The organism is Pseudomonas sp. FR229a (assembly GCF_030209115.1).
Taxonomy (GTDB): Bacteria; Pseudomonadota; Gammaproteobacteria; order Pseudomonadales; family Pseudomonadaceae; genus Aquipseudomonas; species Aquipseudomonas moraviensis_A.
The window spans coordinates 14,961-30,492 of sequence record NZ_JARVSP010000004.1 but is presented as its reverse complement, the minus strand read 5'-3'; the positions used below and the strand labels follow the sequence as shown (position 1 = coordinate 30,492).

At 60.4% G+C, this 15,532-nt stretch carries 13 protein-coding genes; 4 read left to right on the top strand and 9 right to left on the bottom strand.

Annotation, left to right across the window (positions count from 1 at the left end; genetic code table 11):
- Nucleotides 1–21: 21 nt before the first annotated feature.
- From QRN33_RS03410 to QRN33_RS03395, 4 genes are read right to left on the bottom strand one after another with little or no spacing between them, the layout of a single operon-like run.
- A complete protein-coding gene (locus QRN33_RS03410) occupies nt 22–1,386 on the bottom strand; it encodes a heavy metal sensor histidine kinase (protein ID WP_285407042.1) in 1,365 nt (454 codons plus the stop codon).
- Nucleotides 1,376–2,053 (bottom strand): heavy metal response regulator transcription factor, encoded by a 678-nt coding sequence (locus tag QRN33_RS03405; RefSeq protein ID WP_042608367.1) that lies wholly within the window; start codon nt 2,051–2,053, stop codon nt 1,376–1,378. Before QRN33_RS03405 ends, QRN33_RS03410 begins: the two co-directional genes overlap by 11 nt.
- A 7-nt stretch (nt 2,054–2,060) precedes the next feature.
- On the bottom strand, nt 2,061–5,174 hold the full coding sequence (locus tag QRN33_RS03400; RefSeq protein ID WP_227973039.1) for a multidrug efflux RND transporter permease subunit: 3,114 nt from the start codon (nt 5,172–5,174) through the stop codon (nt 2,061–2,063).
- Nucleotides 5,171–6,331 carry an efflux RND transporter periplasmic adaptor subunit gene (locus QRN33_RS03395; protein WP_285407034.1) on the bottom strand — a complete coding sequence of 387 codons (1,161 nt, stop codon included), beginning with the start codon at nt 6,329–6,331 and terminating at the stop codon, nt 5,171–5,173. The genes QRN33_RS03400 and QRN33_RS03395 overlap by 4 nt, the downstream gene beginning before the upstream one ends.
- Nucleotides 6,332–6,689: 358 nt before the next feature.
- Between QRN33_RS03395 and QRN33_RS03390 the strand changes: the two genes are divergently transcribed.
- Nucleotides 6,690–6,929, top strand: a complete 240-nt coding sequence (locus QRN33_RS03390) for a hypothetical protein (protein WP_042608363.1) — start codon at nt 6,690–6,692, stop codon at nt 6,927–6,929.
- 121 nt (nt 6,930–7,050) lie between these two features.
- Here QRN33_RS03390 and QRN33_RS03385 read toward each other — a convergent pair whose 3' ends face one another.
- The 5 genes from QRN33_RS03385 to norR form a co-directional block, all read right to left on the bottom strand.
- The gene (locus tag QRN33_RS03385; RefSeq protein ID WP_065616626.1) at nt 7,051–7,800 is read right to left on the bottom strand and encodes a YkgJ family cysteine cluster protein; all 750 of its coding nucleotides are present in this window, start codon (nt 7,798–7,800) and stop codon (nt 7,051–7,053) included.
- Nucleotides 7,801–7,883: 83 nt separating this feature from the next.
- A complete protein-coding gene (locus QRN33_RS03380; RefSeq protein ID WP_285407026.1) occupies nt 7,884–8,210 on the bottom strand; it encodes a hypothetical protein in 327 nt (108 codons plus the stop codon).
- Nucleotides 8,211–8,357: 147 nt separating this feature from the next.
- On the bottom strand, nt 8,358–8,840 hold the full coding sequence (locus QRN33_RS03375; protein WP_285407023.1) for a GNAT family N-acetyltransferase: 483 nt from the start codon (nt 8,838–8,840) through the stop codon (nt 8,358–8,360).
- Nucleotides 8,841–8,843: 3 nt separating this feature from the next.
- The gene (locus tag QRN33_RS03370) at nt 8,844–9,746 is read right to left on the bottom strand and encodes a chemotaxis protein CheV (protein WP_285407020.1); all 903 of its coding nucleotides are present in this window, start codon (nt 9,744–9,746) and stop codon (nt 8,844–8,846) included.
- Between the two features lie 355 nt (nt 9,747–10,101).
- The gene (gene norR / locus QRN33_RS03365; RefSeq protein WP_285407017.1) at nt 10,102–11,664 is read right to left on the bottom strand and encodes a nitric oxide reductase transcriptional regulator NorR; all 1,563 of its coding nucleotides are present in this window, start codon (nt 11,662–11,664) and stop codon (nt 10,102–10,104) included.
- Nucleotides 11,665–11,827: 163 nt separating this feature from the next.
- Between norR and hmpA the strand changes: the two genes are divergently transcribed.
- The 3 genes from hmpA to cyoA all read left to right on the top strand — a co-directional run bounded on the left by hmpA (nt 11,828) and on the right by cyoA (nt 15,531).
- The gene (gene hmpA / locus QRN33_RS03360; RefSeq protein WP_285407014.1) at nt 11,828–13,009 is read left to right on the top strand and encodes an NO-inducible flavohemoprotein; all 1,182 of its coding nucleotides are present in this window, start codon (nt 11,828–11,830) and stop codon (nt 13,007–13,009) included.
- Between the two features lie 243 nt (nt 13,010–13,252).
- Nucleotides 13,253–13,762: a disulfide bond formation protein B gene (locus tag QRN33_RS03355; protein WP_285407012.1), complete on the top strand. Its 510-nt coding sequence runs from the start codon at nt 13,253–13,255 to the stop codon at nt 13,760–13,762.
- 827 nt (nt 13,763–14,589) lie between these two features.
- On the top strand, nt 14,590–15,531 hold the full coding sequence (gene cyoA / locus QRN33_RS03350; protein ID WP_024014231.1) for a ubiquinol oxidase subunit II: 942 nt from the start codon (nt 14,590–14,592) through the stop codon (nt 15,529–15,531).
- Nucleotide 15,532: the final 1 nt, after the last annotated feature.

Here is a 15,532-nt window from a genome sequence, read left to right as displayed (position 1 = left end):
GGCTGCGATCTTTTGATCTTTTCAGACCGGGAGGTTGATGCCGAAGGTATTCATGCCCCGGTCACTGCGCACAAACACATCCCCGCCGTGCATCAGCGCGATCGCCTTGACGATCGCCAGCCCCAAGCCGTGGTTATTGCCGCTGTTGCTGCGCGAGGCATCGACCCGATAGAAGCGCTCGAACAATCTCGGCAAATGTTCACTGGCAATCGGCGTCCCGGGATTGGCCACGCCGATGCTCACCTGATGTTCTTGAACCTCGATGCGCACTTCGATCACCTGTCCCGGTTCGGTGTGCTGCACCGCGTTGCTCAGCAAGTTGATCAGCGCCCGGCGCAAATGCGCGACCTCGATCTGTACCTGCGCATCGCCGCTGACCTGCACTTCAACCTGAGCGTCCTCAAGGATGAAATCCAGATAGTCCAGGGTCGTCGCCACCTCATCAGCCAGTGACGTCGAGGTCAGTTTGGTTGCCTTGTTGCCCTGATCGGCGCTGGCCAGGAACAACATATCGTTGATGATCGAACGCAGTCGCTCCAGCTCTTCGAGGTTCGATTGCAGCACTTCGAAATAGTGTTCGGCCGAGCGCCCGCGGGTCAGCGCGACCTGGGTCTGGCCGATCAGGTTGGTCAGCGGTGACCGCAGTTCATGGGCGACGTCGGCGTTGAACGACTCCAACCGCGAATAGGCCAGTTCCACCCGTTCCAGCGTCGAGTTGAACGACTCGACGAACTGCTCCAGTTCCGGCGGCAACGGCGATAGACGCAAGCGCCCGGCGCGTAGTGGTGGTGCCAGGCGCTGAGCTTCCTGCGACAGTTTGATCAACGGCTTGAGGCCGATGCGCGCCACCCAATAGCCCAGCGCCGAAGCCATCAGCACACCGGCGATCGCCAGACCGATCAGCGCAATCAGCAGATTGTGCTGCGTCTCATGGAAGGTCTCCGTATCGATGCCGATCATGAAGCGCAGCGACGGGCGCTGGTCCTTGGCCGGCAACTCGGTCAGCAGCACTTTCAGGGGGTAGGGATGGTCGGCCAGATGCAGGTCATGCATGCCCAGCGGACCCTGAGCGAAGGCCCGAATCGCGGCATCGGGTTGTCCATATTCGTAACCCGGATTACCACTGACCACCCAGAACCGGATGCGCTTGTCTTCTTCGCCGAGCAGCTTGAGCTTTGCGTTGATCTTCACCCAATGTTCCGGTGTGCCGAAGCGATTGAGCGCCGACTCGAGCACGCTGTAACGCGCATCCAGCTCAGCTTCCGGCAACAGCCCCAAGCCCTTGTCGACCTGTTGATACAGTGCGCCACCAATCAACAGAAAGACCACGAGCGCCACCAGCGTGAACATCCCGCTTAAACGCAGGGCAATCGAGTTACTGGACACCACGGCTCTCCAGGACATACCCCATGCCGCGAATGGTATGCAGCAGTTTTTCGTGGAACGGGCCATCCAGTTTGGCGCGCAGGCGTTTGATCGCGACTTCGACGACGTTGGCGTCACTGTCGAAATTGATGTCCCAGACCATCTCGGCGATCGCGGTTTTCGAGAGGATTTCGCCCTGGCGACGGGCGAGCACGCTGAGCAGGGAAAACTCTTTCGCGGTCAGATCCAGGCGCGTGCCGGCGCGGGTGGCCTTGCGGCTGATCAGGTCGATCCACAGGTCGGCGATGGTTACTTGCACCGGCTCGTGGCCGCCGCTGCGCCGGGTCAATGCTTGCAGGCGGGCGACCAGTTCGAGGAAGGAAAACGGCTTGCCGAGGTAATCGTCGGCACCGTCGCGCAGGCCCTTGATGCGGTCTTCGACGCGCTCGCGGGCGGTGAGCATGATCACCGGGGTCTGTTTGCGCGCACGCAACGCGCGCAGCACGCCGAAGCCATCGAGCCCCGGCAACATGACGTCGAGGACGATCACTGCATAGTCGCATTCCAGCGCCAGATGCAGGCCTTCAACGCCGTCGCGGGCAAGGTCCACGGTGTAGCCCTGCTCGGTCAGGCCACGGTGCAGATAGTCCGCGGTTTTTTCTTCGTCTTCGATAATCAGAACGCGCATGACCGCCTCAGTCTGTGGTCGCCAATGCCGTTGCGGGCGTTGGGGCTGGTGGGTGTGAGTGCCGGTGAAACAGCCGTTCGAGCCATAAGTATATGACCGGGGTGGTGAACAGCGTCAGCATCTGGCTGACCAGCAAACCGCCGACCACGGCAATGCCCAATGGCTGGCGCAATTCGGCGCCGGTGCCGTAGCCGAGCATCAGCGGCAACGCGCCGAGCAGCGCGGCGAGGGTGGTCATGATGATCGGCCGGAACCGGGTGATGCACGCCTCGAAAATCGCCTCTTGCGGCGGCAGTCCACGCTGGCGCTGCGCCTCAAGGGCAAAGTCGATCATCAGGATGCCGTTCTTCTTGACGATACCGATCAGCAGCACCAGGCCGATCAACGCCATGATCGAAAAGTCCTGGCCACAGATCCACAGCATGATCACCGCGCCGAGGCCGGCCGCCGGCAATGTCGAAATGATCGTCAGCGGATGCACGAAGCTTTCATAAAGCACGCCGAGGATGATGTACACCGCCACCAGCGCCGCAAGGATCAGCCACGGCTGACTGGCCAGCGAACTCTGGAACGCCTGCGCTGCACCCTGGAAATTGCCGCTGATCGCGGTGGGCATGCCGATCTCGGCCTTGGCCTGATTGAGCAGAATTACCGCATCGCCCAGCGCCACGCCCGGGGCGAGGTTGAAGGACAGGTTGGCGGCGGGGAACATGCCGTCGTGGGCAATCGACAGCGGGCCGATGGTCGGCGCGTCAAACCGGGCCAGCGCCGAGAGCGGCACCATTTCTCCGCTGAGCGGCGAACGCAGGTAGAAATAGTTGAGGCTTTCGGCCTTGCCGCGTTGCTTTGTGTCCAGCTCGAGAATCACGTTGTACTGGTTGACCTGAGTCTGGAATTCATTGATCTGCCGTTGGCCGAACGCATCGTACAGCGCCTCGTCGACATCGCTCGCAGTCAGGCCAAAACGCGCCGCTGCGCTACGGTCGATGCTGATGTGAGTGATGCTGCCGCCCAGTTGCAGATCATTGGAAATGTCGCGGAACGCCGGGTTGCTGCGCAGTTTCTCGGTCAGGCGCTGGGTCCAGGTGGCGAGGGTCGCGCCGTCATTGCTTTTGAGCACGTACTGGTACTGCGCACGGCTCGGGCCGGAGCTGAGGTTGATGTCCTGCCCTGCGCGCAAATACAGAACGATGCCGGGGACTTTCATCAGTTGCGGACGGATGCGGTCGATGAACTGGCTGGCGCTGACATCGCGATCGCCGCGTTTTTTCAGCGCGATCCAGAAGCGCCCGTTGGCGATGGTCTGGTTGCTGCCGGAGACACCCACCGAATGGGAAAACGCCTGCACCGCCGGATCGGCCGCGACGATTTCCGCCATCGCCAAGTGTTTTTTCACCATGTCGCCGTAGGAAATGTCCGCAGCGGCTTCGGTGGTGCCGAGGACAAAACCGGTGTCCTGCACCGGGAAGAAGCCCTTGGGAATGAAGATGTAGCCGGCGACCGCCAACGCCAGCGAGAGACCGAACACACCAATCATCAGTTTCTGATGGTCGAGGGCGCGGCGCAGGCCCTTTTCGTACCAGCCGAGCAGGCGTTCGCTGAAACCGGGTTTGGCATTGGCATGATGCAGCGGTTTGCGCATGAACAGCGCGGCAAGGGTTGGCGCCAGCGTCAGCGACACCACCACGGAAATCATGATGGTGGACGTCGCGGTCAGGGCGAATTCCTTGAACAGCCGCCCGACCACACCGCCCATGAACAGCAGCGGGATGAACGCCGCTACCAGCGAGAAACTGATCGAAACGACGGTGAAGCCAATCTCGCCGGCACCCTTGATCGCCGCCTCGCGCATGTCATCGCCGGCCTCGAGATGGCGGTGAATGTTCTCCACCACGACAATCGCATCGTCGACCACGAAGCCGACCGCGACGACGATCGCCACCAGCGTCAGGTTGTTCAGGCTGAAACCGAGCACGTACATCAGGGCGAAACTGGCGATCAGCGAGACGCCGAGCACCGCCGAAACAATCAGCGTCGCCGACAACTGCCGCAGGAACAGCGCCATGACTGCGACCACCAGCAGGATCGCGATCAGCAAGGTGATCTCGACTTCATGCAGCGAAGCGCGAATGGTCTGCGTGCGGTCGATCAGGGTTTTCACCTGCACCGAGGCCGGCAGCATGGCTTCGAGACCGGGGAGGGCGGCTTGAATGCGGTCGACGGTCTCAACGATGTTGGCGCCGGGCTGACGCGAGATCACCAGGTTCACCCCCGGACGATCACCCGCCCACGCCTGCACGTAGGCATCTTCCGCACCGTTGACGACTTTGGCGACATCGCGCAGGTGAACCGGGGCGCCATCCTTGTAGGAAACGATGAGCTGGCTGTAGTCCTCGGGGTGGAACAACTGGTCATTGGTCGACAGCGTGGAAATGCTCGATTCGCCGTACAGCGCGCCTTTGGCGAGGTTAAGGCTGGTCTGCTGGATCGCCAGCCTGATGTCGGCCAGGGTCAGGCCAATCGCCGCGAGTTTGTCCGCCGACGCCTGCACGCGAATCGCCGGACGTTGCTGACCGGTGATGTTGATCTGGCCGACGCCGTCGATCTGACTGATCTGCCGGGCGAGCAGGGTTTCCACCAGGTCGCTGAGTTCGGTGCCGGGCATCTGTGTGGAGCTGACACTGAGGATCAGCACCGGGCTGTCGGCCGGGTTGACCTTCTTCCACGTCGGCAGCGTCGGCATATCCTTGGGCAGCTTGCCGGCGGCGGTGTTGATCGCCGCCTGGACTTCCTGGGCGGCGGTGTCGATGCTTTTGTCGAGGGTGAATTGCAGGGTCAGCAGGGTTGAGCCCAGCGCACTGCTCGAGGTCATCTGGGTCATGCCGGGGATGGCACTGAATTGCACCTCCAGCGGCGTCGCCACCGAAGACGCCATGGTGTCAGGGCTGGCGCCGGGCAACTGCGCCGAGACTTGAATCGTAGGAAATTCCGCTTCTGGCAGTGGAGCAATCGGCAAGCGCGGGAAGGCAATCGCCCCGACCAGCACCAGCGCGATCGTCAACAGGATCGTCGCCACCGGGTGATCGATGCACCAGGTCGAGATGCCTTTGTGCGAATTCATGGCTTCGGCTCCGCCTGCACCACTTGCGGCGGCTCACTCATGACTTGCACGCTCGACCCCGGCTTGAGCCGCGACTGGCCGTCGGTCACCAGCACGTCACCGGCGTTGACGCCTTTGATGATGTCCTGGCCGCTGCCCTGATACACCATCTGCACCGGCACCGCTTCGACCTTATCGTCCTTCACGCGGTAAACGAAGTGTTGTTCAAGGCCACGTTGTACGACGGTGGGCGGAACGACCAGCGCATCTTTATCCACAGCCGTCTGAATTTTTACCGTCACCAGCAAACCCGGCCAGAGCTTCTGGCTGGCGTTGGCGAATTCGGCCTTGGCGCGGATGGTGCCGGTGTTGGCGTTGATCTGGTTGTCGATCAGGGTCAGATGACCTTCGCCGAGCAGATTGCCGGTTTCGCCATCGGTGTCGGCGCCGATGTAGGCCTTGACCGGCGCGCGTTGCGGATCGCTGATCAGGCTCTGCAGGGTCGGCAGCATCTGTTGGGGCAGGGAGAACTCGACGGCGATCGGGTCGATCTGAGTCACGGTGAACAGTCCTTGAGTGTCGGTCATGCGCAGGAAATTGCCTTCATCGACCGTACGAATACCGACGCGCCCGGTGACTGGGGAGCGAATCTGCGTGTAGGACAGTTGCACCTGCGCCGCATCGATCAAGGCCTGATTGCCCTGCGCCGTGGCTTTGAGCTGATTGACCAGCGCTTGCTGCTGGTCGAAGGTCTGCTTCGACACGCCGTCGTCAACGCTGAGCAATTTGTAGCGCTTGAGATTGACCAGCGCGACCTGCAACTGCGCCTGGCTCTCGCCCAACTGCGCCCGGGCCTGATCAAGGCTGGCGCGGATCGAGCGGTCGTCGATGGTGGCGAGCAGGTCGCCTGCTTTGACCAGTTGACCTTCCTTTACCAGAATTTTCGTCAGGATCCCGTCGATCTGCGGACGCACCACCACACTGTGGAGCGAGAGCACCGAGCCGATGCCGCTGGTATAACGCGGCACGTCTTTGGCGCTGACCGTCACCACGCGCACAGGAATGGCGGTCGGGCTGGCCAGTTTGGCCGGTGCCGGTTTGAGCGCAAACCACAGGCCGGCGGCTGCCAGCAAAATCAGGAGAGAGGCGAGCAGGATTTTATTTTTCTGAATGGACATGCGCGGCGCCGGAGTCTGGAGTTTGGAGTTTGGAGTTTGGAGTTTGGAGTTTGGAGTTTGGGCAGATTGGCCAGTTATAAACCGGTCAGGCGGTCGGCAGGGTGACGGCTGGCTGTCAGGATTGTCAGTTTCGTTTGGATAGTTGGGGAGTAGCAGGTGTACGGCGATGGTCTTGTGTTGGATTCGCCCCTCATCGGAACGCCGCCCGCCCAGCCCTCTCCCTCGGGAGGGGACTAGGGTGAGGGGAAAACCGTTCAGCGCACCGAGCAAATCTCCAGATGCCGAGCCAGAGCGCACGGGTATACTGCGCGCCTTTGCGGCTCACTGATCGGGCCGACTTTTGTTCCCGGAGCTTTTTATGACTTCCCCGACCCAACCGCCGGTTGACGACGCTGTGAGCGACGTCCCGGCTGACGTGGCTGACACCAGCGAAACCAAGGCCGAGATCCCGGCGTTCAAGTTCCCGTTCAAGCCGGGCGAGCTGGCCTCGGCGAAAGGCTCGAATCAGCCGTGGTACAAGAATGGCGCGAAGAATGGCCACACCAAGACCCCGGGCATGGCGCCCCCGGGCACGCGTCGGTCGATGGGCAAGCGCTGACATCGGAAAAGTGATGGTGCTTGCGCTGGCCTTTTCGCGAGCAGGTTTGGGTTCGGCGCAGATCCAATGTGGGAGCGAGCCTGCTCGCGAAGGCGGCAGCCGCTACACCACGAATATCAGATCAAGCCGCGCGCAATGAGATGAACGCATAAGTCTGCGCTGGTTCGGTCACTACCTGCCCACCCGCAGCCAGCACTTGCCCGGCCACGTCATCACCTGACAAATGAAACAGCCACTCACTCGGCTGCGCCGCCAGCGGTTGCGCGCTTACCTGGTCGATCACCTGCGCAAACGCATCCATGTTCGGCAAATAAGCTGTAAACCCATCGCCCTTCAGCGCAGTAGTGCGAATCCCGAGCATCGCGCAGATCGCATCCTTGAGTCTGATGTCATCCCGGTCCGCCTGACGCGACCGCTGGATCAGCTCAACCAGTTCCCGATCCACCAACTCGCCGCCCACGATCAGTTCCGGTCCCTGTTCCCAGGATTCTGGCGGGCAATCCTTGGCAGCAGGATTGAGCGGGATGTGCGGATTGATTTCCGCCGGATAAATCCGGCACACCAGCGGACGCCGCTCGTAGATTCGGCAGCGCTTGTCGTCGTCAAGATTCCGGCAGGGGCCGACGTTGTAGGCGGCGAAAGTGATCGCCACATGAGCATCGGTAGCGCCGCTGCGGACCATGGCCGACCGGCGCTCGGCATGTTCGCGCTGCTGCGCTGGCAGGCCCAGACCATTGCCGAGAAAGGCCTCGACCAGCACGATCACCTGACCGCCATCCGCCGCCCACATGCGGGCTTCGGCCAGCGTCAGCGGCACATGGTGGTCGGTGCAGCATTTGCCGCAGCCTACGCAGGAAAACGTCGTATTCATTGAGCGATCTGTCTTCAATCAGGGTGTGAAAGGATGGCGGAAAACCATCGCACAGAACCCGATCGAAGCAAGGACTGCGCCACTCAGTGGGATTTTGTCATCGGGCGGATCGAGTCCCACTCGGTGACGAATGCGGTTTTCGACTGTTTGTTGTAAAGGCACAGCTCGCTGCCTTGCTGGCCTTTCATGTGTTTTTGCGGATATTGGCCTTGCAGCAGAACGGCGGTGTAACCGACGCGATCATCGAATTGCGCGGGCGTGCCGACCGGTTTGACGTTTTTCAGTCCGCTGGCCTTGGTGCAACTGGCGAGCACGGTTTTGTCGTAGGCGGCCCAGGCGTCGGGGCTGGAGGCGTGGGCCTGGGAGGCGAGGGCGGTGAGGCTGAGCAGGGCGAGGGTGATGGCTTTCATGGTTGGGGCATCCTGGGTTATGGCCAAGGTTGGAGTATGCCAGCGGGTTGGAAGTTGCCTGTGTCGGCGCTATCGCGAGCAGGCTCACTCCTACAGGTTGGAATGCATTTCAAATGTAGGAGTGAGCCTGCTCGCGATGGCGGTGGATCATTCGACGACCAGCTCCCGCCGGACCACATACATCCCGACACTTTCATACAACCGGCGCGCCCGCAGGTTGTCCTCCAGCACCCTCAAATCGACAAACCCTTCACGCCGCTGTTGATAGACGCTGAAAGCATGCAGCAACAACGCTCGCCCAAGTCCCCGGCCCTGCATTCGCGGGTGTACCACCAGATTCTTGATATACGCACTGGTCCAGCACTGCGCCACGCCAACCACACCCTCGGCATCGCAGGCAACGAAGCACAATGAGGGATCGTATTCGGGATCGCTGACAAACCGCTGCTGCCATTCGTCCAGCGGCGGTACTCGACCGCCACCCTGCAGATGTCCGAGTTGCATCAACTGATGCAGCGCTGGCGCCAGCTCCTTGCGGTAGACGGACAACTCAATCCCAAACGGCCACTGCACATTCGGCACCGCTTCACTCAAGTCGCGCCGCATCAGAAAGCAAAACGTCTCGGCCAAGACTCAGTGCCCGTTGGCCGCGACGTGCTTGGCTGCTTCGATCAGACGTTGGGTCAGTTCCGGCGAGGAGAACTTGGTCAGCACTGCATTCGCTCCCGCCAGTCGGGCCTTTTCGCTGTTCATCGCGCTGTCGAGCGAGGTGTGCAGCAGCACGTACAAGTGAGAGAAGTCAGGAGTCTCGCGCAGCGTGCGGGTGAAGGCGTAGCCGTCCATTTCGGACATTTCGATGTCGGAGACGATCAGGTTGATCTGCTGCGCGGTGCCCTGCAGATCGAGCAGGCAGTCGATGGCTTCCTTCGCACTGCGCGCGGTGTGGCACTGCAGGCCGAGGTTGCGCAGGGTGTGCACCGATTGCTGTAGCGCCACCTGGCTGTCATCGACCACCAGAATCCGCGCGTTGCCGAGGACTTCGGCGTCCTCCATGGTCAGGTCGGTCGGCGCCATTTCGATCTGCGCCGGGGCGATGCTGTGAATGACTTTTTCGATATCCAGCACCTGCACCAGCGTACCGTCCACCGAGGTCACGCCGGTGATGTAGGCACGCGAACCGCCGGAGCCGAACGGTGGCGGCCTGATGTCGGTGGTCAGGCAATGGACGATCTTGCTCACCGCCTGCACGTGCAGACCCTGCTTGGAACGGCTGACATCGGTGACGATCAGGCAGCCGCCGTTGGGATCTTCCAGCGGCCGCTCGCCGATCGCGCGGCTGAGGTCGATCACCGACAGCGAGGCACCACGCAGGGAGGCGATGCCTTTGACGTGCGGGTGCGACTCCGGCAGCTTGGTCAGCGGCGGGCAGGGAATGATTTCACTGACTTTCAGCAGGTTGATCGCCATCAGCTTGCCGCTGCGCAAGGTAAACAGCAGAAGCGAAAGTGAATCTGCGCGGGCTTTGGTGGAGGACATAAGAACCTTCTGTGGATGGGCGAGAGTGCAAATCGCCAGAAACCTTTGATGCCGGGTTATCGGCTTGAATGGAGTGGGCTTTAGGTTTGTCGTCACAGATCAAAAGCCCCTCACCCCAGCCCTCTCCCAGAGGGAGAGGGGGCCGACCGAGGTGTCCTGCGTCATACATTGACCTGAAAGATCGAATCGATTATGGACTGGAAGAGTTTGAATCAATTAGCGCACTGGAGCCGGTCAGGTTACGGATTCGGTAAATCACACTCAGGTCGACGGAGTTCTCCAATATTCCCGAATCGGCTCCCTCTCCCTCTGGGAGAGGGCTGGGGTGAGGGGCTTTAGGCCTTGGCGAGAATCTTCAGCTTTTCATGCCCAAGCGCTTGGCCATCCGCCCAAGGTTCGCCCGATCCACCCCCAGCTCTCGCGCCGCACTCGCCCAGTTATCCCGATGACGTTCCAGCGCTGCACTGATCAGGCGCCGCTGAAACTCATCAGTGGCACTGCGCAAATCCCCGCCGATCATTGGCATCTCATTGGCCAAGCCTGCGGTAACAGTCACAACAACGTTATCCACAACCTCACGCGGCAAATCCAGATCCGCCGCACTCAGACTCAGGATTTTCGGCCGCACCTTGCAATTACCCAGCGCCTTCAGTGCACTGCGCCCGATCAAATGCTCCAGCTCGCGCACATTCCCCGGCCAGGTGTACGCCAGCAGCGCCTCTTGCGCATCGCCGTTCAAGCGCAGGCTGTTAAGGCCCATGCGCGAGCGGTTCTGCTCGAGAAAAAAGCCGCTGAGCAGCAACACATCGCGGCCGCGATCGCGCAGCGCCGGCACCCGCAGCGGGTAGACACTCAAGCGGTGATAGAAGTCGGCCCGATAGCGACCGCTGCGTACTTCTTCGGCCAGATCGCGATTGGTCGCGGCAATCAAGCGCACATCAACCTGATGCTCCTTGTCCGAGCCCAGGCGCTGCAACTGTCCGCTCTGCAATACGCGCAGCAATTTGGCCTGGACCGTCAGCGACAGCTCGCCGACTTCATCGAGAAACAGCGTGCCGCCATTGGCCAGTTCGAATTTGCCGCGGCGGTCGCTGGTAGCGCCGGTGAAAGCACCGCGCACGTGGCCGAACAGTTCGCTTTCCACCAGTGTGTCAGGCAGGGCGGCGCAGTTGAGGCTGATGATTGGTTTGTCGGCGCGCGGGGAAGCGGCGTGAATCGCTTGGGCGACCAGCTCCTTGCCGACACCGGTTTCGCCGGTGATCAGCACGGTCAGGTCACTGCCGCCGACCAGATTGATTTCTTCCACCAGACGTTTGTGCGCTTTGCTCTGGCCGATCATTTCGCGGTTCTGCTGGCCGCTGGCCTGACGGTAGACCTCGGCGCGCTGATGTTCATCTTCGGCGCGGGTGGCCAGACGCTCGATGCGCTCGGCAGCGTTGACCGTGGCCGAGGCGAGGCTGGCGAAGGCTTGCAGGGCATCGAGTTCGATCGGCTCGAAACGCTCGGGGTCGAGCGCATCAAGGGTGATCAGGCCCCAGAGTTTCTCATCGACAAATAAAGGACAGCCGAGGCAGTCGTGGACTTCGAGGTGATCGTCGAGGCCATCGACCAATCCGTCATAGGGATCGGGCAGTTCGCTGTCGGCGGCGAAGCGCGTCGGACCGGCGCCGGCCAGCAGAATTTCGAACCGTGGGTGTTCGCTGACTTTGAAGCGGCGGCCGAGGGTGTCGGTACTCAAGCCGTCCACCGCCAGCGGCACCAAGGACTCACCGACCAGACGCAGTAACGCGGCGGCATCGCAGGGCAACAAGGCGCGCATGGCTTCGAGCAAGCGCCGGTAGCGCTCACCTTCGGGCAATTCGCGGGACAGGTCAGCGACCAGAGGCAGCAGGGCGGTAAGCAAGGATTTGGCGGTCATGGTGATGTAGTCAAAGAGACAAAGTGTAGTCGTGATGACTATACGTACATTTGTGTCGAAATGACTATGTTGGTTTCAACTCATTGAATTTAAACGATTAATAAGTTGGCACGAAAGCTGATACTTCTAGTGCAATCTTTCAAGAAAGCGCAGGAGTCACCTTATGCTTAGCGTCCAGGATCGTGCCATCGTCAAATCCACCGTGCCTCTGCTGGAAAGCGGCGGCGAGGCGTTGATCACGCACTTTTATCGCATGATGCTTTCCGAATACCCGCAAGTACGCCCGCTGTTCAACCAGGCGCACCAGGCCAGTGGCGATCAGCCGCGTGCCTTGGCTAACGGCGTGCTGATGTATGCCCGGCACATCGATCAGCTCGACCAGTTGGGCGATCTGGTGGCGAAGATCATCAACAAGCACGTGGCCCTGCAGATTCTGCCGGAGCACTACCCGATCGTCGGCACCTGCCTGCTGCGCGCCATTTCCGAAGTGCTCGGTGAAGAGATCGCAACGCCCGAAGTGATGAGCGCCTGGGGCGCGGCGTACGGGCAACTGGCCGACATCCTGATCGGCGCGGAAACCGCCATCTACGATCAGAAGGAACACGCGGTCGGCGGCTGGCGCGGTGCGCGGGAGTTCATCGTCGCGGCGAAAGTGCAAGAGAGCGCCGAAATCACCTCGTTCTACTTCGAGCCGGTGGACAAAGGGCCGATTCTTGCGGCTGAACCGGGTCAGTACATCGGCATGAAGCTGCTCCTCGATGGCGAAGAAATCCGCCGCAACTATTCGCTGTCGGCACTGGCCAATCACGGCCAGTACCGCATCAGCGTCAAGCGTGAACCGGGTGGCCGCGCGTCGAATTATCTGCATGATCAACTGCAGGTCGGCTCAAGCATTCAACTGTTCCCGCCATCCGGCGAATTCACCCTGGCGGCCAGCGACAAACCGCTGGTGCTGATCAGCGGCGGTGTCGGCATTACCCCGACGCTGGCGATGCTGGAAGCGGCGCTGGAGACCGAGCGTCCGGTGCATTTTATCCACTGCGCGCGCAACGGCAGCGTCCACGCGTTCCGTGACTGGGTCGATGGGCTGGCTGAACGTCATCCACAGCTCAAGCGCTTCTATTGCTACGCCGAAGAAGACGGCGTGAGCCCGGCGGCGGACAAGGTCGGCATGCTCAGTGAAGAGCTGCTCGGCGAATGGTTGCCGGCGCAGCGTGATGTCGATGCGTACTTCCTCGGGCCGAAAGGGTTCATGGGGGCGATCAAGCGGCATCTGAAAGCGTTGGGCGTGCCGGAGAAACAGAGCCGGTACGAGTTCTTCGGGCCGGCTTCTGCTTTGGAATAACCGTCAACGACCGAGTCGTGTGCATCGCGAGCAGGCTCACTCCTACAGGTTTTGCATTGTTCACAGAGTTTGTGTCCGACGCAGATCCATGGTGGGAGCGAGCCTGCTCGCGAATCTTCTGCGCGCCGCAAAGCTTTGTTGGTTAATCATTCCTTAACCGCTTTATCGTTTATTGCCCCGGTGTAGACTTGCGACAATTTCAGCCGCCGGCCGGCTGGACCATGGACTTACAAGGGAAAGGCAATGAGCGAGGAAACGATGCGGTTGGGACGTGAGCGGCGCTATCTGGTGCTGCTGGGGATCATCTGCCTGGCGTTGATCGGCGGTGCGCTGTACATGCAGATCGTCTTGGGTGAGGCACCGTGCCCGCTGTGCATTCTGCAGCGCTATGCATTGCTGCTGATCGCACTGTTCGCCTTCATCGGCGCGGGCATGCGCAGCCGTCGCAGCATCACCGTGTTCGAGACGCTGGTGGTGATCTGTGCGCTTGCCGGGGCCGCTGTGGCCGGGCATCACGTCTATACGCAGTTCTATCCGGCGGTGAGTTGTGGCATCGATGTGCTGCAGCCGATTGTCGATGATCTGCCGCTGGCGAAGATCTTCCCGCTGGGCTTCCAGGTCGACGGTTTCTGCTCGACGCCGTATCCGCCGATCCTCGGTCTGTCGCTGGCGCAATGGGCGCTGGTGGCGTTCGTGCTGGTGGTGATTCTGGTGCCGCTGCTGACCTCGCGTAATCGAAAAGCGCTGCGCTGAGTCAACTTTTGCGCAGAAGTGCCGATAAACAAAACGCCCCGATTTTCGCTGCTTAAAATCGAGGCGTTTTGCATTTCAGAGCGTTTGTGAAAACACCGTGACGAACGGCAATGAAGCATGCGGCAAGTGTGCGACATGTTGTCACACACAGGCTGTCGCAGGGGCTCGGGATGCGGCGGATTGGCCGCCTGTTACATAAAAACATTGGCCAGTTTCGACGATTTCGGGCTTCAGGGCGGAGGCGCCGGATCAGGCAGTTTTAACAGGCCCCGGCATGTAGGCGAAGGCCTTGGAATATCGGGCTTTGCGCCGGTCAGGCGCTCGCAGGCGGCTCGCAGAGCTGTCTGATTTGAGGCGGTTACATGTGCACATTTTGCCGGGTTTGTTGAGAATAGCTTTCAATAACACCCGCAACTTTTGCAAAAATGGCGATGGATTGTTGCTCTGAGTGATAAAAATTATTTCGGGATAAGACATGGTGTATAGGGCGCTACCTATCTACAATCGCCCGCACTGAATTCCCGGCGCTGTTCAGCCTTTATCAAGGAACTGATCAGGAGGTCGGGTGTCGAGCGAGCCGTGAGTCTTTCAAGACACCCAGGTGTCGGTGCCTTTCCAATTTTCCGCACCAAATGGAATTGGTCTGTAACAAGGCCTTTGACCACGAATTCGAATAAGAACTGAACGCTGTCCCAAGGTTTTGTCGAGCGTGAGACGCGCGACGGGCGGCCCTTATTCAATCCAAAGAAAATGCCAACCCTTGGCAGGGTGAAGTGTTGGCGATCAAAACCCAACTGCATTGCGCAAGCTGCTTTAGAGGTCGTGAGATGAGTAAAAACAGGTACCCCAGATTACTAGGCCTAGTGCCGCTGCTCGGCACGTTGCTGCTGGGAGGCTGCAACATGACCTTGCTCAATCCAACGGGCCAGGTCGGCCTGGAACAGCGCAACCTGATCATCACCGCCACGCTGCTGATGCTGTTGGTCGTCGTGCCGGTCATCGTCATGACCTTCCTGTTTGCCTGGAAGTACCGCGCTTCGAACAAGAACGCCGTCTACACGCCGAAGTGGTCGCACTCGACAAAGATCGAAGTGGCCGTATGGACCATCCCGGTGCTGATCATCATCGCCCTGGGTTACATCACTTACATCTCGACTCACGAGCTGGATCCGTATCGTCCGATCGAGTCTGACGTCAAGCCGGTGACCATCGAAGTCGTCGCGCTGGACTGGAAGTGGCTGTTCATCTATCCGGAACAAGGCATCGCCACGGTCAACAAGATCGTGTTCCCGGCGCACACGCCAATCAACTTCAAGATCACCTCCGACGCCGTGATGAACTCGTTCTTCATCCCGGGCCTGGGCGGCCAGATCTACGCGATGGCGGGCATGCAGACCAAGCTGCACCTGATCGCCGACCGCAACGCTGAAATGGACGGTATCTCCGCCAACTACAGCGGCGCCGGTTTCACCGGTATGAAATTCAAGGCTATCTCCACTACTCAGGAAGATTTCGACGCCTGGGTAAGTGAAGTCAAGAAGTCGCCTAAACAGCTTGATCAGGCTGAATACGCAGCCCTGGCCAAACCGAGCCAGAACAACCCAGTCGAGCTCTACTCGTCGGTCACGCCGAACCAGTTCCAGATCATCGTCGACAAGTACGAAGGTATGAAGCCGGGCAAGCCGCTGAAGCACGAGAAGAAAGAGAAAGAAGTGGCGGCCACGGATATTGACGCGGGTTCGCATTCAGCTGCCGGGGCAGAGGAGTAAA